At 39.2% G+C, this 19,127-nt stretch carries 22 protein-coding genes and 1 pseudogene; 3 read left to right on the top strand and 20 right to left on the bottom strand.

Going from position 1 to position 19,127, the window contains the following annotated elements; genetic code table 11:
* The 15 genes from JFU50_RS19105 to spoIIIAA all read right to left on the bottom strand — a co-directional run bounded on the left by JFU50_RS19105 (position 1) and on the right by spoIIIAA (position 11,699).
* The gene (locus JFU50_RS19105; protein ID WP_053346909.1) at positions 1-234 is read right to left on the bottom strand and encodes an exodeoxyribonuclease VII small subunit; all 234 of its coding nucleotides are present in this window, start codon (positions 232-234) and stop codon (positions 1-3) included.
* Positions 231-1,583 carry an exodeoxyribonuclease VII large subunit gene (gene xseA / locus JFU50_RS19100; RefSeq protein WP_190271226.1) on the bottom strand — a complete coding sequence of 451 codons (1,353 nt, stop codon included), beginning with the start codon at positions 1,581-1,583 and terminating at the stop codon, positions 231-233. Before xseA ends, JFU50_RS19105 begins: the two co-directional genes overlap by 4 nt.
* 150 nt (positions 1,584-1,733) lie before the next feature.
* On the bottom strand, positions 1,734-2,609 hold the full coding sequence (gene folD / locus JFU50_RS19095) for a bifunctional methylenetetrahydrofolate dehydrogenase/methenyltetrahydrofolate cyclohydrolase FolD (RefSeq protein ID WP_201185760.1): 876 nt from the start codon (positions 2,607-2,609) through the stop codon (positions 1,734-1,736).
* Positions 2,610-2,682: 73 nt separating this feature from the next.
* A complete protein-coding gene (nusB, locus tag JFU50_RS19090) occupies positions 2,683-3,072 on the bottom strand; it encodes a transcription antitermination factor NusB (protein WP_053346912.1) in 390 nt (129 codons plus the stop codon).
* 475 nt (positions 3,073-3,547) lie between these two features.
* Complete coding sequence (locus tag JFU50_RS19085) at positions 3,548-3,952, bottom strand: Asp23/Gls24 family envelope stress response protein (RefSeq protein WP_376106072.1); 405 nt, start codon at positions 3,950-3,952, stop codon at positions 3,548-3,550.
* A 36-nt stretch (positions 3,953-3,988) separates the two neighbouring features.
* A complete protein-coding gene (gene accC / locus JFU50_RS19080; protein ID WP_201223667.1) occupies positions 3,989-5,341 on the bottom strand; it encodes an acetyl-CoA carboxylase biotin carboxylase subunit in 1,353 nt (450 codons plus the stop codon).
* Between the two features lie 14 nt (positions 5,342-5,355).
* Positions 5,356-5,853 carry an acetyl-CoA carboxylase biotin carboxyl carrier protein gene (accB, locus tag JFU50_RS19075; RefSeq protein WP_201223665.1) on the bottom strand — a complete coding sequence of 166 codons (498 nt, stop codon included), beginning with the start codon at positions 5,851-5,853 and terminating at the stop codon, positions 5,356-5,358.
* Positions 5,854-6,473: 620 nt separating this feature from the next.
* The gene (locus tag JFU50_RS19070; RefSeq protein WP_201185766.1) at positions 6,474-7,073 is read right to left on the bottom strand and encodes a SpoIIIAH-like family protein; all 600 of its coding nucleotides are present in this window, start codon (positions 7,071-7,073) and stop codon (positions 6,474-6,476) included.
* 14 nt (positions 7,074-7,087) lie between these two features.
* Positions 7,088-7,756 carry a stage III sporulation protein AG gene (spoIIIAG, locus tag JFU50_RS19065; RefSeq protein WP_053346917.1) on the bottom strand — a complete coding sequence of 223 codons (669 nt, stop codon included), beginning with the start codon at positions 7,754-7,756 and terminating at the stop codon, positions 7,088-7,090.
* Positions 7,757-7,763: 7 nt separating this feature from the next.
* Positions 7,764-8,372: a stage III sporulation protein AF gene (spoIIIAF, locus tag JFU50_RS19060; protein ID WP_201185768.1), complete on the bottom strand. Its 609-nt coding sequence runs from the start codon at positions 8,370-8,372 to the stop codon at positions 7,764-7,766.
* Between the two features lie 16 nt (positions 8,373-8,388).
* The gene (gene spoIIIAE / locus JFU50_RS19055) at positions 8,389-9,597 is read right to left on the bottom strand and encodes a stage III sporulation protein AE (protein WP_201185770.1); all 1,209 of its coding nucleotides are present in this window, start codon (positions 9,595-9,597) and stop codon (positions 8,389-8,391) included.
* A gap of 33 nt (positions 9,598-9,630) precedes the next feature.
* A complete protein-coding gene (gene spoIIIAD, locus JFU50_RS19050; protein WP_098176754.1) occupies positions 9,631-10,020 on the bottom strand; it encodes a stage III sporulation protein AD in 390 nt (129 codons plus the stop codon).
* Positions 10,021-10,033: 13 nt separating this feature from the next.
* Complete coding sequence (spoIIIAC, locus tag JFU50_RS19045) at positions 10,034-10,237, bottom strand: stage III sporulation protein AC (RefSeq protein ID WP_034308319.1); 204 nt, start codon at positions 10,235-10,237, stop codon at positions 10,034-10,036.
* Positions 10,238-10,258: 21 nt separating this feature from the next.
* Positions 10,259-10,774 carry a stage III sporulation protein SpoIIIAB gene (spoIIIAB, locus tag JFU50_RS19040; RefSeq protein WP_201223664.1) on the bottom strand — a complete coding sequence of 172 codons (516 nt, stop codon included), beginning with the start codon at positions 10,772-10,774 and terminating at the stop codon, positions 10,259-10,261.
* Complete coding sequence (gene spoIIIAA / locus JFU50_RS19035; protein WP_201185774.1) at positions 10,767-11,699, bottom strand: stage III sporulation protein AA; 933 nt, start codon at positions 11,697-11,699, stop codon at positions 10,767-10,769. The genes spoIIIAB and spoIIIAA overlap by 8 nt, the downstream gene beginning before the upstream one ends.
* A 486-nt stretch (positions 11,700-12,185) precedes the next feature.
* On the opposite strand from spoIIIAA, the pseudogene JFU50_RS19030 reads away from it, so the two are divergent.
* Positions 12,186-13,545, top strand: a pseudogene (locus tag JFU50_RS19030) (IS1182 family transposase).
* A 140-nt stretch (positions 13,546-13,685) separates the two neighbouring features.
* Here JFU50_RS19030 and efp read toward each other — a convergent pair.
* From efp to JFU50_RS19010, 4 genes are all read right to left on the bottom strand, one after another.
* Positions 13,686-14,243, bottom strand: coding sequence for an elongation factor P (gene efp, locus JFU50_RS19025; RefSeq protein ID WP_034308328.1), 558 nt, complete (start codon positions 14,241-14,243; stop codon positions 13,686-13,688).
* A gap of 26 nt (positions 14,244-14,269) precedes the next feature.
* Entirely contained in the window at positions 14,270-15,331 is a 1,062-nt protein-coding gene (locus JFU50_RS19020; protein WP_098176752.1) for a M24 family metallopeptidase, read from the bottom strand.
* Position 15,332: 1 nt separating this feature from the next.
* Positions 15,333-15,779, bottom strand: coding sequence for a type II 3-dehydroquinate dehydratase (gene aroQ, locus JFU50_RS19015; RefSeq protein WP_056526000.1), 447 nt, complete (start codon positions 15,777-15,779; stop codon positions 15,333-15,335).
* 93 nt (positions 15,780-15,872) lie between these two features.
* Positions 15,873-16,388, bottom strand: coding sequence for a YqhR family membrane protein (locus tag JFU50_RS19010; protein ID WP_201223663.1), 516 nt, complete (start codon positions 16,386-16,388; stop codon positions 15,873-15,875).
* A 356-nt stretch (positions 16,389-16,744) separates the two neighbouring features.
* Between JFU50_RS19010 and JFU50_RS19005 the strand changes: the two genes are divergently transcribed.
* On the top strand, positions 16,745-17,698 hold the full coding sequence (locus JFU50_RS19005; RefSeq protein ID WP_056526006.1) for a DUF1385 domain-containing protein: 954 nt from the start codon (positions 16,745-16,747) through the stop codon (positions 17,696-17,698).
* Positions 17,699-17,834: 136 nt separating this feature from the next.
* Positions 17,835-18,209, top strand: coding sequence for an SA1362 family protein (locus tag JFU50_RS19000; protein ID WP_053346927.1), 375 nt, complete (start codon positions 17,835-17,837; stop codon positions 18,207-18,209).
* An 18-nt stretch (positions 18,210-18,227) separates the two neighbouring features.
* Here the strand turns inward: JFU50_RS19000 and JFU50_RS18995 are convergent, their stop codons facing one another.
* The gene (locus tag JFU50_RS18995; RefSeq protein ID WP_201223662.1) at positions 18,228-19,109 is read right to left on the bottom strand and encodes a patatin-like phospholipase family protein; all 882 of its coding nucleotides are present in this window, start codon (positions 19,107-19,109) and stop codon (positions 18,228-18,230) included.
* Positions 19,110-19,127 lie beyond the last annotated feature (18 nt).

The raw sequence follows: 19,127 nt of genomic DNA, 5'->3' as shown, positions 1-19,127 counted from the left end.
TTATTCTTCCTCCTGTACAGCGAAGGTTTCAAGTTCCCCATCTTCGCGTAAAATTTGAGTCAATTGTTCTTCAACAGTCTTCAACTTCGAATGACAAAGTCGGGATAAATCCATCCCTTGTTTATATATGGAAATCGCTTTTTCGAGAGGCACGTCCCCTTCTTCCAACTGCTCTACAATTTTTTCGAGATTCTCCATTGCTTCTTCAAATGTAACTTCTTGTTTCTTTGTCATGGTTCAATTCGCTCCTTTATTTCTTTAATTTCACATTCTAGGGTTCCATCTTTTATTGAAACAGCTATCTTATCCCCTTTGGATACTTGCTGTGTACTTTTTATTAATGTTTCATCCTCAGCAAAAACCAGCCCATAGCCCCGTTCCATAATCTTTAATGGACTGAGGGCAGACAAAGTTGCAGTGATATGAACAAACTGCTGTGACTTTTGACGATAAATGGCTTCCATGGCCCGACGTAATGCTTTTTCTTGCTGATGCAAATCATCTTTTGAATTTTTCACAGCTTGTTCAGGATGTTGCTTTTTCAGAATATCGGTCACCTGATTTAGCTCATCCCTTTTTTTCATGAAATACCGGGTACTTGTCTTCCCTAACCTGTCCAAAGTCTTGTCAAGCTGTTCGAGTTTCTGCTCATACATTTTGTGTGGATAGCGAAAGGCATAAGATCTTTCCATCCTAGTCAAGCGGGTACGTTCGAAATTCACCGTTTCCTGGATGGAACGCGTCAAACGATTCTTACGGTTCATCAGCCGTTCAAGTATTTCATTCAGATGAGGAACCGCAAGCTCCGCTGCCCCTGTAGGAGTCGGTGCCCGCATATCTGCTACAAAATCCGCAATTGTAAAATCTGTTTCGTGTCCAACAGCTGAAATAATTGGAATATCCGAATCATAAATGGATTCAGCTACTATCTCCTCATTAAAGGCCCAGAGCTCCTCAATGGAACCGCCGCCCCTTCCGACAATCAATACATCGCTTTCAGCCCTCGAGTTAGCCATCGTGATCGCCTGGGCAATCGATTTAGCGGCATTATTCCCTTGAACAAGAGCTGGATAAACGATAATTTTAGCAATTGGATAACGGCGCTTAATGGTTGTTAAAATATCCCTCAGTGCAGCACCTGTTGGAGATGTTATGACCCCTACAGATTTAGGGTATAGTGGAATCGTCTTCTTATGTTCTGCTAAAAACAAGCCTGCTGCTTCTAGCTTTTTCTTTAACTGTTCATATGCAAGATACAGGTCTCCAACACCATCAGGAGCCATGCTTTTCACATATAGCTGATACTGTCCACTCGCTTCATATAATGAAATATCGCCCTTCACAAGTACCTTCATCCCATTTTCGGGAAGGAATTTCATCCCTTTGTTATTTGCAGCAAACATAACGGAAAGCAAGCGAGCCTTCTCGTCTTTCAAAGTAAAGTACATATGGCCACTTGTATGTTGTTTGAAATTGGAAATTTCACCTTTTATGTATACATTTTGCAAATGAGGATCGGCATCAAACTTCCTTTTAATGTACTTCGTTAAAGCCGATACACTCAAATATTGTTGGTTGCTCATATAATGTCTCCTTCCGACAAGAATCGGATATAAGAAAGCTCACCTATAGGTTACACTTAAAACTTTCGTAAATCTATAAATAGAAAAAAAGCGGTCTCTCGTTATTATAAAACAAGAGGTCCGCTTCTTTAAAATAATTTAGCGATTTTTTTAACTTTTTAGTGCTTGTTTGTTCAAGTTAAGTGTTTTTTGAGCAGATTTGACTGTATTCTTCATTAGCATTGTGATCGTCATGGGACCAACCCCTTTAGGAACAGGAGTAATGTATGAAGCTTTATTTTTCACTTCTTCAAACGCCACATCGCCGCAAAGCTTCCCTTCATCATTCCTGTTCATTCCGACATCAATGACGACTGCACCTTCTTTAATATGGTCACTAGTAATTGTGTCTCTTTTTCCGACAGCTGCAACAACCACATCAGCCTGCTTCGTATAATAAGCAAGATCCTTTGTTTTTGAATGACAGTAGGTAACTGTTGCATCCGCATTTAAAAACAGTTGTCCGGCCGGTTTGCCAACGATATTACTTCTCCCTACTATGACCACATGCTTACCTTCAAGTTCATAGCCAATATGCTCAAGCATTACCATTACCCCGTAAGGCGTACATGGTAAAAATGCATCCTGCCCTGTCATCATTCGCCCAATATTAATCGGGTGGAATCCATCAACATCCTTTTCAGGGGAAATCGCTTCAATGATCGCTTTTTCCTGAATATGTCCAGGCAATGGTAGCTGCACCAAAATACCATGAATGCTATCATCCTGGTTTAATTCATCAATGTTCTGAATTAATTCCTCCTGAGTTAAATCTGCAGGCTTTTTAATCAATACAGAATGCATTCCTAAGTCCTCACAGGCTTTTTGCTTATTGCGCACATAGGTTTGTGAAGCTTGATTGTCACCGACTAAAATAACTGCCAAACCTGGTACGATATTTTTTTCACTTAATTGTTGAACTTCCTTACTGATTTCCTGTCTAACTGCCTCTGCAATTTCTTTACCATTAATGATTTGAGCTGACATGTGTAATATTTCCTCCCAAGTTAATTTTGCTAAAGAAATTGCTGAGATTACCCTTTTTTAAAGGGCAGCTGCTTTAACCGATTTTCACCTTAACCTTGGATAAAACAGCATTCACAAAGCTGCTCGATTGATCATCACCGAATTTCTTAGCAATTTCAATAGCTTCATTCATAGCAACACTTACAGGAACATCTTCACTGTGAACCATTTCATAAACCGCGATACGCAGTAAATTCCGATCAATGTTCGCTAATCTTTCCAACGTCCAGTTCTCTAAATTGTCCCTGATCATTCCATCAAGTTGTTCACGATTTTCCGTAATCCCAGTAACTAATTTTTTGAAATATTCATCAGTAGGAGCGCCATTCAGAACGCTTTCCATTGCTTCTTCTGCATCTGACTTGGCGATATCTATCTGATATAGTGCTTGAAGGGATTTTTCACGGGCTACTCTTCTTTTCATAATCTTACTCCTTTAACATCTACTATTATATATGAAAATGCTAGAACAAACGAACATTAAATAACTTTTTTCGAAAATATTAAGATTTTTGCTGTATTTTTTCAAGGTTTAGCTAAATTTCACTAATATTAAGGTCGAAATACCCTCACTCACCTATTATTCATAACATTTTTTCCAAGGTGCTTTTAAGTTAAATTGAAAACCTTATATATGTTTAATTCACAACAGAGATGTATACATTTCGAAAGTGTCAAAAAGCTCTTGCCTAGCTTTCATGCTCATATTTCATCTTTTACACTCTAACAGAAATCACCCTTGAATTAAAGGGAAACTTCCAGACACCGCCTTATTATGTTCATTTAACGTAATATTATAAGCAGGCTTTTTATACGAAAGTAATCGATGGGGTAAAAATAAAAAAACAAAAACCCGGCCTATTGCCGGGTTTTTGCAGGTGTAAGTTGAATGATGCTAATTACACTTCTTGTTCGTAATCCGCTTCCTGTTTTGCGTTTTCAAATGCTATACCGACAACATGAATGTTCACTTCGCCCGCGTCGATAGCGGTCATATTTAATAAAGCTTCACGAATGTTGTCTTGTACTTCCTGCGCAACTTTCGGAATAGAAACACCAAATTTCATGACACAATAAAGCTCGACTTTAATTGTTTCTCCAGTTAAGTCTACTTTAACACCTTTACCGTGGTTCTTTTTGCCAAGCTTTTCAACTACGCCAGTAGCAAAATTCCCGCGCATATGTGCGACACCTTCAACTTCCGATGCAGCTATGCCCGCGATTACCTCTATCACCTCAGGCGCAATCTCCACTCTGCCTAGTCCACTATTGTAATCATTCATTTCGAGTAATTGGCCTTCCATTTCACTCATTCAAAGCACCTCCTGTCTTCCTTTACATTATGAGTTCATTACGTCATATATTTCAAGGAATTTGGTATTAAATTCTCCAGAAACAAATTGGTCATGCTGAAGTAACTTAATATGGAAAGGAATTGTAGTATTGATTCCCTCAATGACAAACTCACCTAGAGCACGTTTCATTTTCTCAATTGCCTCTTCCCTTGTCGGTGCATGGACAATTAATTTAGCAATCATAGAATCGTAATATGGCGGTATCGTATACCCAGGATATGCTGCAGAATCAACACGTACTCCGTAGCCACCTGGCGGTAAATACATTTGAATTTTACCGGCAGAAGGCATAAAGTTTTTCTCTGGATTTTCGGCATTGATCCGGCATTCGATTGACCAACCGTTAAATGTAACATCTTCTTGCGAAAGAGAAAGTTTGTCACCTGAAGCAACTTTGATTTGTTCTTTAATCAAATCTACACCTGTGACCATTTCTGTAACTGGATGCTCAACCTGGATACGTGTATTCATTTCCATAAAATAGTATCTTCTATTCACATAGTCATAAATAAATTCAACTGTACCAGCACCAGAGTAGTTAACAGCAAGGGCAGCCGTTACTGCAGCCTGCCCCATTTCCGCACGCATTTCACCGTCAAGTGCAGGAGAAGGAGTTTCTTCAACCAGTTTTTGCAAACGTCGTTGTACCGAACAATCACGCTCTCCTAAATGGATTGCATTCCCATGATTATCAGCCATGACTTGGATTTCAACGTGACGGAAGTCTTCGATGAATTTTTCAATATACACGCCTGGATTTCCAAAAGCTGTAGCAGCTTCTTGTTGCGTAATGCTAATGCCTTTAATAAGATCTTCTTCCGTTCTAGCGACCCGGATACCTTTACCTCCGCCACCGGCTGTAGCTTTAATGATGACAGGGTAGCCCATTTCATTAGCAAGGACTACACCCTCATCTGTATCTTTAATAATTCCTTTAGAACCAGGAACAATCGGTACACCAGCTTTGCGCATGGTTTCCCTTGCTACGTCCTTTGTCCCCATTTTATTTATTGCTTCGGGACTAGGACCGATGAATATGATATTACATTCACGGCAAAGCTCTGCAAAGTCAGCATTTTCGGCAAGGAATCCATAACCAGGGTGAATAGCATCCGATCCTGTTTTCTTGGCTGTACTGATAATGTTCGTTGTATTTAAATAACTGTCTTTTGATAATTTAGGACCGATGCAATAAGCTTCGTCGGCAATTTGAACATGTAATGCTTCTTTGTCGGCTTCTGAATAGACCGCTACAGTTTCAATACCTAATTCCTTGCATGCCCGGATAATTCGGACTGCAATTTCCCCACGATTGGCAATTAATACCTTTTTGATCATTTAGAAACAGCTCCTCATTCCGGCTTTACTAAAAATAATGGTTGACCATATTCTACAAGTTGGCCTTCTTTTACAAGAACCTCTACAATTTCACCGTTTACTTCGGCCTCAATTTCATTGAAAAGTTTCATAGCTTCTACGATACAAACAATAGAATCTGCTGTAACTTTATCCCCTGCTTTCACGTATGCAGCAGCATCCGGAGATGGAGATTGGTAGAAAGTTCCAACCATTGGAGAAGTGATTTTATGTAAATTTTCTTGCTCAGTGACAGCAACAGTTGGCTTAGCTGGTTCAACAGCTTTTGGCGCTGCAGGGGCAGGCGCTGCTACAGGCTTAACTTCAACAGCTGCATTAGCTTGAACAACTTCTGGAGCAGCCGCTGGGTGTCCTACTAATTCTGTTTCAGGTTTCTTTAGTTTAATTTTTGTTCCTTCATTTTCATAAACGAATTCACTGATGTTAGATTGATCGACTAGCTTAATAATTTCACGAATTTCTTGCACTTTCATTTGTGGCACCCCTTGTCTAATTTGATATTAATTTTTTGAGGCAATATTTTATGTACCTTTTAACTTAGCTTGTCCATACCTTGTCCAATTCTTCACAATGAAGTCGCTTTCTAAACCAGAAAGCGATTGACTGAATAAATACCTCGTCTGTATTATAACAGAAATTTCACTTTCTTAAAATATTGTTATCTTTAGAGGACTGAAAAGTTTATGACCAGCTTCTAACATCATACAATATTAGCTTATAAAAATTCAATGATAGATTAGTTGCAACTCGATATCTATACTCCTATATTACACCTTTATTATAAGATTGTGAATATTTTTCGATTTAAAAATTGTAAGCGTTTTCTAGCTTGTTTTACCAAATTACCTAGGAAAATCAGCTAAAAATTTACATTAATTACTTTTCTAGAATATTACGAAAGGTTCAATATCACTATTTCTATTCGAATTACTGGAATCAATTTACACCAAAAAACCTTTTCCCCCAAAGTTTCCCAGATGTTTTATACTGATAAAAAACCAAAAAAAAAGTCCTTTTTTTCTAAAAAAGAGGACCCTTCTAATTTTTTTATTTATAAACTGTTGTGTATCAGCTCTTTTTATAGAATATATGATTACTTTTCTGGTTGGAAATCCACAACTACATTTTGAGCATCATCCACTTCTTTACGTACGAGGCGAATAATGTTATTAGCCTCTGTTTTTGTTTGTTTATCAGCTTTGACACTCACTTTTACATCCGTTCCATCGACTCGTACGAGTGCGGCATTATAATCCATGGCCACAATTAGGTTTTCGATGATATTTTCCTTTACTTTTGTCTCGCTTAATTGTTCGATTTTCGCATATGCATCTTCTCTTTCCTCAGCTGATAGTTCTGTATTGCCCATCTTCACAGTCAATTCTTCATTCAACTTTGCCCGTTCATCTTCAATCTGCATCCTTAATGATTCGAACTCGTCGCCTGATGCTATGGTTACAGAAGAACCAGCAGCATTCTTAGAAGAGGTCTCTTTACCACTCTTAGTTTCTCCCTTACTTTCTGTTTTACTTTCTGTTTTGCTTTCCGTTTTACTCTCTGTTTTACTTTCTGTCTGTTCAGTGGCTGTCATATCAGCAGCATTTTCTTCAGGAGCGGTTAAATAATAGACAGACAGTACCACTACCAGACTTAGCATAGTCAATAACCAAACGGTTTGTTTTTTTAATAACATGTAGATTTTCCCCCTTATTTTTTAGGCATAACAGATACCCGGTGACTTGGTACATCAAGTGAGCGAGTGACAGCTTCGATAATCCACTTCTTTATTTGAATATTTTCGGCCCCTTTAGCGACCACTAGGACCCCTCGTACACTAGGTTTTTTTGTTTCTGAAATGATTGGTCCTTCTTTTTCACCGCTTTTGATCAAGACTAGCTGCTCATCAACAGATGTGTCTTCAACCGTTCTTTTACCGCCTTCCTGGTCAGTTTCTTCAGTTACTTGTTTTTGAGTGACTTTATTTCTTTCATAAACTTTTTTCTCGGATGCATCCACGTAGATTACGACTTTTACATCATCGACACCCGCGATGGATTCAAGCGCTTCCTTCATTTCATTCTGAAGATATATTTCATAATCTTTTGTCGTCTTGAATTCGGATTTATTCTTCTGGCCGAATGTTTCTACATCTCCATCATCATCCTGTTTATTATTGAATACCGTCTTTACTTCGGATGTTTGTCCAGTCTGGTTGGTGGTTAACAAATTCCCGGCCATCATAATTCCTGCTCCCAAAAGGACAACTATTAGAGCATAGACATACAGGGAAGGTTTTTTTTCTTTAGGCTCTTTTTGGTCAGGGTCTTTATTTACAAGTTTTTGCAGCCAGGATAATGGACCTTTGTCTTTATTCAATACTCAGTCACTTCCTTTCCCCGGCGATTTCAATGATCTCTTTATCGACAGACCAACTTGTTGCCAGAAACCTTTTGACAGCATCCAGATTGGCATCATTGGATGAAGACGGTCTCTCTGCATTAATATCAACCTTCGCTACTGCCTCTATCTCCGAGTCTTCTTTCCCTTCTGCCTTTTCCAATGATATGGTTATGTTTTGCAAGTCATTAATGCTTGGTTCTTCCTCATTCTTGACTCCTACATCAATTGAACTAATCTTCATGTTATAATCCACCATCAGCTCCTCTTCTACTTCTGCCTGTAACTCAACAGCCATTTGTTTTAAAATATATGCACCCTGGGTAGCTTGTATTTCTTTTTTCTTCATTTCTGTCAAATTTCCTAAATCTTTTTTTTTCTGATCTTCAAATTCACTTGTAGCCGCTGACAGAATTTCGTCGAAATCCTTATTGAATAATCCCAATATAGGAGTGATGATAATCGCAATCAGTAAAAGTCCGATTACCATTTTGGCATATTTCTGTAAAGCTGAATTGGGAAGGAGCATATCGATTACAGTAGCCAGCAATACAAATACGATAATATTGGATACCCAGCCAGCTAAAAAACTCACCAAGCCCTCCTCCTTTCTAACGAACCATCAGTGTAATGTTTCCAGAGGCTATAATTACTGTGATACTTAAAAAGAACATGAGTGAGACAATGGCCAATGCTGCAAAAATATAAATCATGCTTTTACTTATAATGTCGAGACATTTTATTACAGGCCCTCCACCAAGCGGCTGCAAAAGACTCGCCGCTAGTTTATAGACAAAGGAGATCATTAAGATTTTTATAGCTGGGAATGTAGTTATAAGCAGGAGGATAATGACACCTGACAAACCCACTGTATTTTTCAGAAGAACGGAGGCACTAATGACCGTATCGGTTGCATCAGTAAACATGCGCCCTATTACCGGTATAAAGTTGCCTGTCACAAATTTCGCCGTCCTGATTGTCACTCCATCTGCAACAGCAGAGGATGCTCCTTGAACGGATATAACACCAAGAAAAATGGTCATAAAAGCACCCAGAATCCCGATAGCAAAGTTGCGGAGCAATTGGGCCAGCTGAGTCACTTTATAATGTTCGGTCAGCGTGCTGACTATGCTTAAAATCGCTGCGAAGAATAATAATGGTAGGACGATATATTGTATCAAGATGCCACTGGTATTCATTAAAAACATTAAGACAGGATGAAAGAACGCTGCAGATACAAGTCCTCCAGAAGCTGCTATTAAAGCTAATAGCAAAGGGATGAGCGCCATTAAAAAAGAAATCATCAAATCTATCGTATCTTTTGTATATTCAATCGCCACATGAAAGCTGTTCAAGGCTAAAATGATTAATACCATATAAACGATTGCATAAGCGACCTTACTCACCGAGCTTTGCTCGAACGCATTCTGCAGAGTTTGCAGGAACATGCTGAACACGGTCAATAAAATGAGTGATCCTAGGAGCTTCCCGTTCACGAGCAGTTCATGAAAAACGAACTTTATAATCCCTTTTATCCATTGATCAAATGAAAATTTCTTATCTCCGCTTACAAAATCCATGAAACTTCCTTTCTGACTTTCAGGTAAAAACCCTCCATACTCCGTGACAATGTCATCCCAATATTTCTTGAGCTCATCAACACCGAGTCTCTCTATTTGAGCTTGTACCAATTCAGACTGCATAATTGGCTCTTGATCAACTTCTCCACTTTCACCATTTTCGGCAGCTTGTCCAACAGATGTATGCAAAAAAAAGAGTAAAACGAATAGAATGGATAAGTAAGGCATCCGCTGCTTCATACTTTCACCTCATTGACTAGTAGGAATAGCCCATTAACTTGGAAGCATCTGTATAATCGTTTCAATAATGACGGTTAAAATCGGAATTGCCATCGCCAGAATCAAGATTTTCCCGCTCAATTCTATTTTGGAAGCCAGTGATCCCTGCCCTGCATCTTTTGTAATTTGGGAGGCAAATTCAGCGATATAGGCGATTCCGATTATTTTCAAGATAGTCTCCAAATAAACGGTATTTACATTTGCATTTACCGCAATTTTTTCTAACATTAAAATGATTTCGTATATTTTATCTGCTAAAAAAAGAAAAATGGAGCAACCTACAAAAACGACAAGCAGGAAAGCGAAATTAGGTTTTTGCTCCTTGACGATTAGGGCCAAAAAAGTGGCAACTAGGGCAATGCCCACGATTTTTATGATTTCAATCGCGAATCCCCCCTTACTGAAATAGGAATACTGATTTAATTTTTTGGAATAAATCCTCTACAACAGAAGCTACCATGAATAAAATATAAATAAATCCAAAAAGCGTTACCCACTGGGCATATTCTTTCTTTCCAACCTGATCGAGTATCGTGTGAAGAAATGCCACTACCAGCCCAACACCAGCTATTTTAAATATGATGTCCACATCAATGCCCATTTTCATTCCCCCCACTTATTCCTACATCAGCAAAATGATTAGTAATAATCCCGATAAAAAACCAAGGCTTTTCATCATCTTTTCATATTTCCCCTGCCGGTCTAGTGCATCGCTCTCTTCCCGTTCCAAGTGTGCCATCGTTAGCATAATTTGTTTTTGCTGATGATATTTATCACTTTTTCCTAGGGTCTCACCAAACTGTGAAAGAATTTCGAACTCTCCCTGCTTTAAGGCAAGGGACTGCCATATTTTCTTCAAACTTTCATCCCATGCATCTTTTACAGTGGTTTCACCTGATTCAAGTCGATTCGCAAATGTATCAAAAAATAAGGATAAAGGTTTGGGCATCTGCTTGGAAAGTTTCTGGGCCGCTTCTTTCAACGGTGTATGACCATACATTATTTCAGCCTCCAGAGATTGCATGGCGACTTTTAGCTGCCTCAGTTGGCGAGGACGCATACTTAATTTTTTTGCAGCTTCAAAGCCTGCCCATGTTGTGGCTAAGATTATAATTGCCGCTCCTATTAACTTAAACATGTGGATTCACACTTTCACCCAAATATAAAGGGAGGCCCGCTGAGTCGAGAACATTGTAGCTCCGCTTACCAGATTTACTTCTTTGCAATTCTATAAACCGTTCAAAAATGTTTTGCCTTAAGATTTCGGCGAAAAAGGGTCGTTTTTTAATTTCATCCAAAGTATGACCATGTGTAGTTATCACGAGTTTAATACCGGCGTTTACGGCCTCTAGTACTGCTTGTGTATCCTCTGCGCGACCAATTTCATCTACGACTAACACATCCGGAGACATAGAACGGATCATCATCATCATTCCTTCCGCTTTAGGACATCCATCGAGCACATCCACCCTTGTTCCAAATTCGAGCTGTGGTACTCCATGAACACTTCCCGCAATTTCTGATCGCTCGTCCACAATTCCCACCTTTTGAGGGGCAATACCTCTTTTTTCATTTCCACTAGATATCATCCTTGCAATATCACGTAATATCGTCGTTTTTCCTGTTTGTGGAGCACCGATTAACAAAGTATGCTGCCATTCGCCATTATATAAATAAGAAGTGAGCGGTTCCGCTGCACCTATTTTTTCGCGTGCTATCCGAATATTGAAGGAAGAAATATCCCTTATCGCTTTGACCGCCCCATTTTCAAGAATTACCTTTCCTGCAAGACCAACCCGATGTCCACCTGCTATAGTTATATATCCTCGCTTTAATTCTTCCTCAAGCGTATATAACGAAAATTGACCTATTTGATTCAGTAATTGTTCGGCATCCGAATGGGTCACTTTATATGAAAAGAAGAAAGGGTCCCCCCCTACAATGACCTCTAGAGGCCTTCCAATCCGAATTCTCAACTCTTCCATTTTTTCAATCATCATCGGTGTCATACCCCGGAGCTGCTCGTATAATTTTTTCGGTAAAAAAGAAAGAATCGTTTCCATTTTGACAATCCTCCTGTATACACCACTTTCAATAAAATATATGCCGATCATCCTGTAATAATGACAAGCTAATAAAGAAACTGACCTTTTAGTAATCCTTTTGAGAACTTCTTAGCTACTTCAATCCCTAGCTATAGAAAAAGTCATACATAAAAAGGAATGAAAAAAGACAAAAAAAAAGCCCGAGATATAATCTCGGACTCAGACTGTAGACAAACTCGATGAAAATCGAGTTTGTCTACAGTTTTTTTGAGGGGTTGTAAAAATTCGACGTTGATTTCCACTCCAGGCACTCGCTTTCCGCGGGCGGTCAGGGAGCCTCCTCGGCGCCTTTGCGCCTGTGGGGTCTCCCTTGGACACGCATTTCCCGCAGGAGTCTCGCACCTTCCGTTCCAATCAACTTTGTTTTAACAATTAGATATAACCACTTTTGCCTACAGTCCTTTTTGTTTTAATATAGAAGTATTAAAACTTGAGGTGATGACGATGCTTTCGAAACATAATTCTATTCAGCGAGATCAACTTGAAATGATTACTTTGGATCAACTGGTGCCAGCGAACCATTTGGTTCGTAAAATTGAGGGAGCCATTGACTTCACTTTCATTTATGACTTGGTGAAAGATATTTATTCAGAGATAGGGCGCCCAAGTATTGATCCAGTTATTTTAGTTAAATTGACATTCATTCAATATACCTTCGGTATTCGTTCGATGCGTAAAACGATTGAAGAAGTTGAAACGAATATGGCTTACCGTTGGTTTTTAGGTTACGGTTTCCAAGATAAAGTACCTCACTTCTCAACGTTCGGGAAAAATTATGAGCGTCGCTTTAAAGATACAGACCTGTTTGAACGGATTTTTTATCGTATCTTAATGACAGCTTCAGAAAGAAAGTTAATAAGTGCAGAGCACGTATTCGTTGATTCAACACATGTGAAAGCCAGTGCGAATAAGCGAAAATTCGAAAAGAAAATCGTTCGTAAGGAAACACGAGCATATCAAGGACGCCTTCAAGAAGAAATAAATCAAGATCGTGAAAACAATGGAAAGAAGCCTTTTCCACCGGATAAATTTGATAAAGAAGAAACCAAAGAAATTAAAGAAAGTACAACTGACCCTGAGAGTGGCTACTATGTAAAAGATGAACGAACAAAACAGTTTGCCTATTCATTTCATGCGGCTGCGGACCGCAACGGTTTTGTGCTGGGGACGATTGTAACACCGGGAAATACGCATGATAGTCATATCTTAGAGCCTCTTGTTGAACAAGTGATTGAGAAAGTTGGAAAACCTGAAGCTGTTGCCGCAGATGCAGCCTTACAAAACACCAGCCATTACAAGCTACCTTTTTGGGAAAGAAATCACACCAGCTTTACCCTATACACGTCCACGAACAAAAGAAGGGTTCTTTCGCAAGCATGACTATGTTTACGATGAACATTTTGATTGTTATCTCTGCCCATCGGGCGAGATTTTAAAGTACTCAACAACAAATAAAGAGGGCTATCGCGAGTACAAATCACCCAAACACACTTGTGCGACATGCTCATTTTTATCAAAGTGTACAGTAAGCAAAGACCATCAAAAAGTGGTGACACGCCATATCTGGCAAAATTATATGGAAGAAGCAGATCATCTGCGTCATCACAAGGATGTAAAACCTATATATGCGAAACGTAAAGAAACAATAGAGCGTGTATTCGCAGATGCAAAAGAAAAGCATGGTATGCGTTGGACTACTTTAAGGGGACTTAAAAAATTGTCGATGCAGGCGATGCTTACTTTCGCTGCCATGAATTTAAAGAAGATAGCCAATTGGACATGGCAAGGTCCAAGAATGGCTTAATAAAGTGGGCTCGTAGAGGCCCAATCTCTTAATCTTGAGCAAAATTCAAAGGGAATTTCAAAAGGGGTCCGGAATTAAAACATTCCGAACCCCTTTTGTCTACAAACTGAGCCCGAGATATAATCTCGGACTTCTTCTAATTATGCGCGTGATACGTATGAACCTTCGTTTGTATTGATCAATAATTTGTCACCTTGATTGATGAAGAATGGCACTTGAACTGAAAGGCCTGTTTCAAGTACAGCTGATTTTGTTCCACCTGAAGATGTATCGCCTTTAATACCAGGCTCTGTTTCTGCAACTTCAAGTTCAACTGTGTTAGGAAGCTCGACACCAAGTGTTTCGGCTTGGAAAGTCATAATATGCACTTCCATATTTTCTTTTAGGAATTTTAATTCGCGTTCAATACTTGAAGCTGGTAGCTCGATTTGGTCGTAAGTTTCGTTATCCATAAAGACATGGCTGTCTCCACTTGCATAAAGGTACTGCATTTTGCGGTTTTCAATATGTGCTTTCGCCACTTTTTCACCCGCACGGAATGTTTTCTCTTGGATGGATCCTGTACGAAGATTACGAAGCTTAGAACGTACAAAGGCAGCGCCTTTACCTGGTTTAACATGTTGGAACTCGATAACCTGCCAAATTCCATTATCTACTTCAATTGTAACACCTGTGCGAAAATCGTTTACAGAAATCATAAAATTGTCCTCCTACATGTACATGTTTACAGAATGATTAACTCTTTTGATGAATGTGTAAGTGCTTCGTTACCTTCTATTGTAACGATTGTATCATCTTCAATCCGTACTCCGCCAACTCCCGGTAAATAAATACCCGGCTCAACGGTAACAGCCATACCTGGTTCTAGAATGATATCAGACCTCAAGGATAATGCTGGACCTTCATGAACTTCAAGACCAATTCCATGTCCTGTTGAATGTCCAAAATACTGTCCAAATCCTTTTTCTTCAATTAAATTACGAGTTAGTGCATCCGCTTCCCTGCCTGTCATCCCAGGTTTTATCCCGGCCATGCCACGCAGTTGCGCTTCTAAAACAATGTCATAAATATTAATAAGTTCTTCACTTGGCTGGCCAACTGCTAATGTCCGAGTTATATCAGACACATACCCGTTATAGTACGCCCCATAATCTAATGTGACAAAATCGCCTTTTTCAATGATTTTATTCGTAGCCACTCCGTGCGGAAGAGCAGATCTTTTCCCAGAAGCAACAATAATATCAAAGGAAGAAGAGGTGGCCCCTTGTTTCCTCATAAAGAATTCAAGCTCATTGGACACATCCAGCTCTGAAATTCCTGGGCGCATAAAATCCAGAATATGTGTAAAGGCAGCATCAGCAATAGCAGCCGCTTCCTTTAATATCTTAATCTCTGATGAGGTCTTTATCAAGCGTAAATTCTCAATTACTCCCGACACCGGCAAAAGTTGTCCTTCAATGACCTTTTCGTATGCTTTATATGTCGCAAAAGTCAGATGATCTTGCTCAAAGCCGAGTATGCTTATATTCATCTCTTTAGCCTGTTTACCGACTTCTTCAATAATTGTCCCCTTGTGTTGAACAATTTCAAAGTCTGCTGCCTGCTTGCCCGCTTGTTCTACGTATCTGAAATCAGTAATGAATTTAGCTTCTTTTTGGGAAATTAAAACAACACCGGCACTTCCAGTAAAATTGGTCATGAATCGGCGGTTATATGTACTGGTAATCAAAAAACCATCAATGCCCACCTTTTCCATTGAGGCTCTTAAACGTTTCAGATTATTCATTTTATTTCTCCCCCTTTGCAATCTTTGTAATCGCCTGCAAAGCCAATTCATATCCGTGTATCCCCAAGCCGACAATCTGTCCCGCCGACACCGGTGCGGTAACTGATTCATGCCGAAAGCTTTCACGGGCATGGATGTTCGAAATATGTACTTCCACAACTGGAACATCAATTCCGGCAATTGCATCGCGAATCGCATAGCTATAATGAGTAAATGCTCCTGGATTAATAATAATCCCGTCTATCCCATGATCTTCTGACCAATGGAGCTTATCGATAATCGCTCCTTCATGGTTAGATTGAAAACAAGTGATTTCCACATTTAACCCTTGAGCCTGCTGTTGTAATAGAGTTTCCACATCCAAAAGCGTCGAAGACCCATAATGCGCAGGCTCACGTTTCCCTAAGCGATTTAAATTCGGACCGTTAATTAATAAGATTTTTGTCATTATCAAACACCTGCTCATAATTAAAAGAATGCTTTCCATGAACATTCTATCATAATTACAAATTGTCTTACTACTTTTTTACAACCCAGGCGTTCAGCTTCTCGACTGATTTTCAGCACCTTTATTATTATGACGAATATATTCCTGATGGTCGTAAGAAATAGAATATCCGACAAAAAGACCGTATAAAATAAAAATACAGATACTGGTTATAATGGACTTTGACGACATTTCCGAAAAGGATGGCAAATCAGAGAACATCGGTTTTAAGACAAATATCAGCAAAGCCCAGCAAACCGCACCAAAAAAAACACCTGAAAGAATACTTTTCATTTTTCTAAAAAGTCCATAGTATATTAAAGCAATCCCCACGGACAGAATTCCGAAGACGAGCATGGTCATCACCGTACCAAGCCAGCGATCGATCCATGTCATATTCGACCAAGAAGTAAGTATAAATTTGGGGCTAAACTCCATAAAATTAAAATAATGTGCTATTATTCCGGCAAAACTGGCAAGGAGCCCTCCAACAAAACCGATAGCTAATACATTGTTGATTAACATGATTCTATTTTCCTGTTGATTTTGTCCTTTTTCATTAGAAGACATATCAAACACCTCCGCTACGTAGTATGCCCTTTGTTAAATAGAACTATTTTATTTTATCCGTAGTGAGGAGATTTACTAGAGGTTTTTGGATTTATTCTGTATGATAAAAACATAAATAATGTGCTTTTTTCAGAGGATTATGTCCATCCTCTGTTGAATTTTATATGTACACAGGATACTTCTTTCCTGCGATTCATCATTCATAAAGTATTTGCAAGGATTAGTCCTCCATTTATTCGTCCCTTGATCTTTGAGAGGGGCGGTTCTATAGGGCCTTATACCTTGTGAATACTTGATAATAAACATGATAGCACCCATGAGAGAGCTACGTGAATAACTATTAGGTTGGTGTAGAAATGTCTGAGGTTCAAAAACCTGTTTATGGAGGGCAGGCTGTAGTGGAAGGCGTCATGTTTGGCGGCAAACACCATACAGTCACTGCTGTCCGCCGCAAAGATTCAACGATTGTGTATTACCATATACCGCGTGAATCCAAGCCTGCTGTCAATCGCTTAAAAAAAATACCGTTTTTACGGGGAATTGTCTCACTGATTCAGTCGAGCGCTACCGGCTCAAAACATCTAAACTTTTCCACAGAGCAGTATGAAGAAGAAGGCGGGGAAAAGATAGAAGAAAAGAAAACAGAAACAAAGGAATCTTCAAAACTAAGTGTATGGCTTGGAGTTGCCGTAATCGGGGTACTTTCCTTCTTATTTGGTAAATTGCTGTTTACACTGATTCCAGTCTTTCTTGCAGCATTAACAAGACCTATTTTTCCTGGTCATATGGCTCAGGTTTTAATGGAAAGCTTGTTTAAGTTGATATTACTGCTCATTTACATTTACCTAGTATCCATGACACCATTAATCAAGCGAGTCTTTCAATATCACGGTGCAGAGCATAAAGTGATTAATTGTTTTGAAAGCGGGAAAGAATTGACTGTCGCCAATGTGCAGGCAAGTTCACGGCTTCATTATCGTTGCGGTAGCAGCTTTATTTTATTTACTGTCATTGTTGGTATGTTTGTCTATATGCTCGTCCCAATCGACCCTTTATGGCTACGTGTCGTGGATCGAGTGTTACTTATTCCCGTCGTGCTTGGCATTTCCTTCGAGGTATTGCAGTTGACAAACAAAGTGAGAGATATTCCAGTTCTGCGTTACCTTGGTTATCCTGGACTTTGGCTTCAATTATTGACTACAAAAGCTCCTTCCGACGATCAGGTCGAAGTCGCATTGGCTTCCTTTCATGAACTGTTAAGGTTGGAAAAAAGGACGGAAAAAGGTTTAGAAACGGATGTTATTGTGTAAAACATCTATCACAATATGATTATGAAAAATCATATACTAAACAAAGAGAATAATCTTCATTTTTTCAAATATTTTACATGAATAATGTTTAAAATAAGCTAAAAATGCTTATGATGCTCTTAAGGAGGTGTCTTTGTTGAAACGTTTCATATCATTCATGATATACGGAATCATCGCCCTCGGAGTCCTCGGACTAATGAGCCGACTGTTTAATGACCCGATTGGCTTTTTTAGAAACATTCTTATAATTGCCATTGTCGCAGGGATTATTTATATGATTTATACCGGATTAACAAAGGGAAAACCAGTAAAAAAAGAGCAACAGGCATTTCGAAAGGCTGCACGCCAATCGAAAAAAAGGCTAAAGAACCGAACTTCGAAAAAGGATAATGTGGCTAGCTTCTCTGCAGCAAAATCGTCTAAAAAAATAAAAGTGCGAAAGAAATCAGATAGTCACTTAACCGTCATCGAAGGGAAAAAGAATAAAAAGAAAAATCGGGCTTCTTTTTAAGAGCCCGATTTTTCTTTTTTAATATGTCCAATGCTTTAAGAATTCTTTAGTAAACTGACGACCACGATTCATTAACTCTCCTTTTTTTTCATCATTCAAGTTGAAATCCATAGCGGAGATCCCCTTCATCGGGATAAATACAATATTCTGAACATGTTTCTTGGAAATATAACGTGCATCATGGGCATCTTTCATCGTCTTGAATAGTGCTGAGAACAATTCAACCGCATTATCCACTTCATGCGGCTTCCATATCTCATCTGCACTAAGACGTAAGCCTATGACTGGTCGTTCCTTTCTTACATGGTCTGAATTAAATAACCACATTGGAAAATTGCTTAACACGCCTCCATCAACAAATAGAAACGTACTTTTCCCAACATTCAGCTTTACTGGTTCAAAGAAATATGGAATGCTACAACTCATTCTTACCGCCTTGGCCACTGGAAAAGTGCTTGGATCGATTCCATAGTTCGGTAACTCATCAGGAAGCACTACCAATTTCCCATGTGTAATATCAGAGGTAATAATACGGAGAGAATTTGGTGGAACATCATTAAAGGTGACTACATTCCTTTCTGCTAGTTTACCCGCAACCCAATTTTCCAAGGCCTCCCCTTTATATAAACCTAATTTCCAATAAACAAGTAGCCACTTGGCAAGTGGGATAGGCAAAAGGCCCCGCCTCTTATCCAACAGGCTACTTAATTCTATATCAAGAAAAACCTCTTCCATTTCTTTTCCTGTATAACCTGCAGCTAAAAAAGCTGCTATAATTGAGCCTGCACTCGTTCCAGCTGTCCTTTTAAATACAAATCCACGTTCCTCCAATTCCTGCAGGGCTCCTACTAAACCATATGCCTTAATCCCGCCTCCGGAAAAAACGCCGTCAATAATCATTGCTGCCCTCCTCTATTC

It is taken from the genome of Peribacillus sp. TH14, assembly GCF_016651145.1.
GTDB lineage: Bacteria > Bacillota > Bacilli > Bacillales > DSM-1321 > Peribacillus > Peribacillus butanolivorans.
The sequence above is the reverse complement of the archived record's forward strand: the minus strand, read 5'-3'. Positions and strand labels throughout refer to the sequence as shown.

Coding starts and splice junctions, on each gene's coding strand:
- JFU50_RS19105 (WP_053346909.1), bottom strand. CDS start 234: ATGACAAAGAAACAAGAAGTTACATTTGAAGAAGCAATGGAGAATCTC.
- xseA (WP_190271226.1), bottom strand. CDS start 1,583: ATGAGCAACCAACAATATTTGAGTGTATCGGCTTTAACGAAGTACATT.
- folD (WP_201185760.1), bottom strand. CDS start 2,609: ATGTCAGCTCAAATCATTAATGGTAAAGAAATTGCAGAGGCAGTTAGA.
- nusB (WP_053346912.1), bottom strand. CDS start 3,072: ATGAAAAGAAGAGTAGCCCGTGAAAAATCCCTTCAAGCACTATATCAG.
- JFU50_RS19085 (WP_376106072.1), bottom strand. CDS start 3,952: ATGGAAGGCCAATTACTCGAAATGAATGATTACAATAGTGGACTAGGC.
- accC (WP_201223667.1), bottom strand. CDS start 5,341: ATGATCAAAAAGGTATTAATTGCCAATCGTGGGGAAATTGCAGTCCGA.
- accB (WP_201223665.1), bottom strand. CDS start 5,853: ATGAAAGTGCAAGAAATTCGTGAAATTATTAAGCTAGTCGATCAATCT.
- JFU50_RS19070 (WP_201185766.1), bottom strand. CDS start 7,073: ATGTTATTAAAAAAACAAACCGTTTGGTTATTGACTATGCTAAGTCTG.
- spoIIIAE (WP_201185770.1), bottom strand. CDS start 9,597: ATGAAGCAGCGGATGCCTTACTTATCCATTCTATTCGTTTTACTCTTT.
- spoIIIAC (WP_034308319.1), bottom strand. CDS start 10,237: ATGGGCATTGATGTGGACATCATATTTAAAATAGCTGGTGTTGGGCTG.
- spoIIIAB (WP_201223664.1), bottom strand. CDS start 10,774: ATGTTTAAGTTAATAGGAGCGGCAATTATAATCTTAGCCACAACATGG.
- spoIIIAA (WP_201185774.1), bottom strand. CDS start 11,699: ATGGAAACGATTCTTTCTTTTTTACCGAAAAAATTATACGAGCAGCTC.
- efp (WP_034308328.1), bottom strand. CDS start 14,243: ATGATTTCTGTAAACGATTTTCGCACAGGTGTTACAATTGAAGTAGAT.
- JFU50_RS19020 (WP_098176752.1), bottom strand. CDS start 15,331: ATGAATAATCTGAAACGTTTAAGAGCCTCAATGGAAAAGGTGGGCATT.
- aroQ (WP_056526000.1), bottom strand. CDS start 15,779: ATGACAAAAATCTTATTAATTAACGGTCCGAATTTAAATCGCTTAGGG.
- JFU50_RS19010 (WP_201223663.1), bottom strand. CDS start 16,388: ATGTCTTCTAATGAAAAAGGACAAAATCAACAGGAAAATAGAATCATG.
- JFU50_RS19005 (WP_056526006.1), top strand. CDS start 16,745: ATGTCTGAGGTTCAAAAACCTGTTTATGGAGGGCAGGCTGTAGTGGAA.
- JFU50_RS18995 (WP_201223662.1), bottom strand. CDS start 19,109: ATGATTATTGACGGCGTTTTTTCCGGAGGCGGGATTAAGGCATATGGT.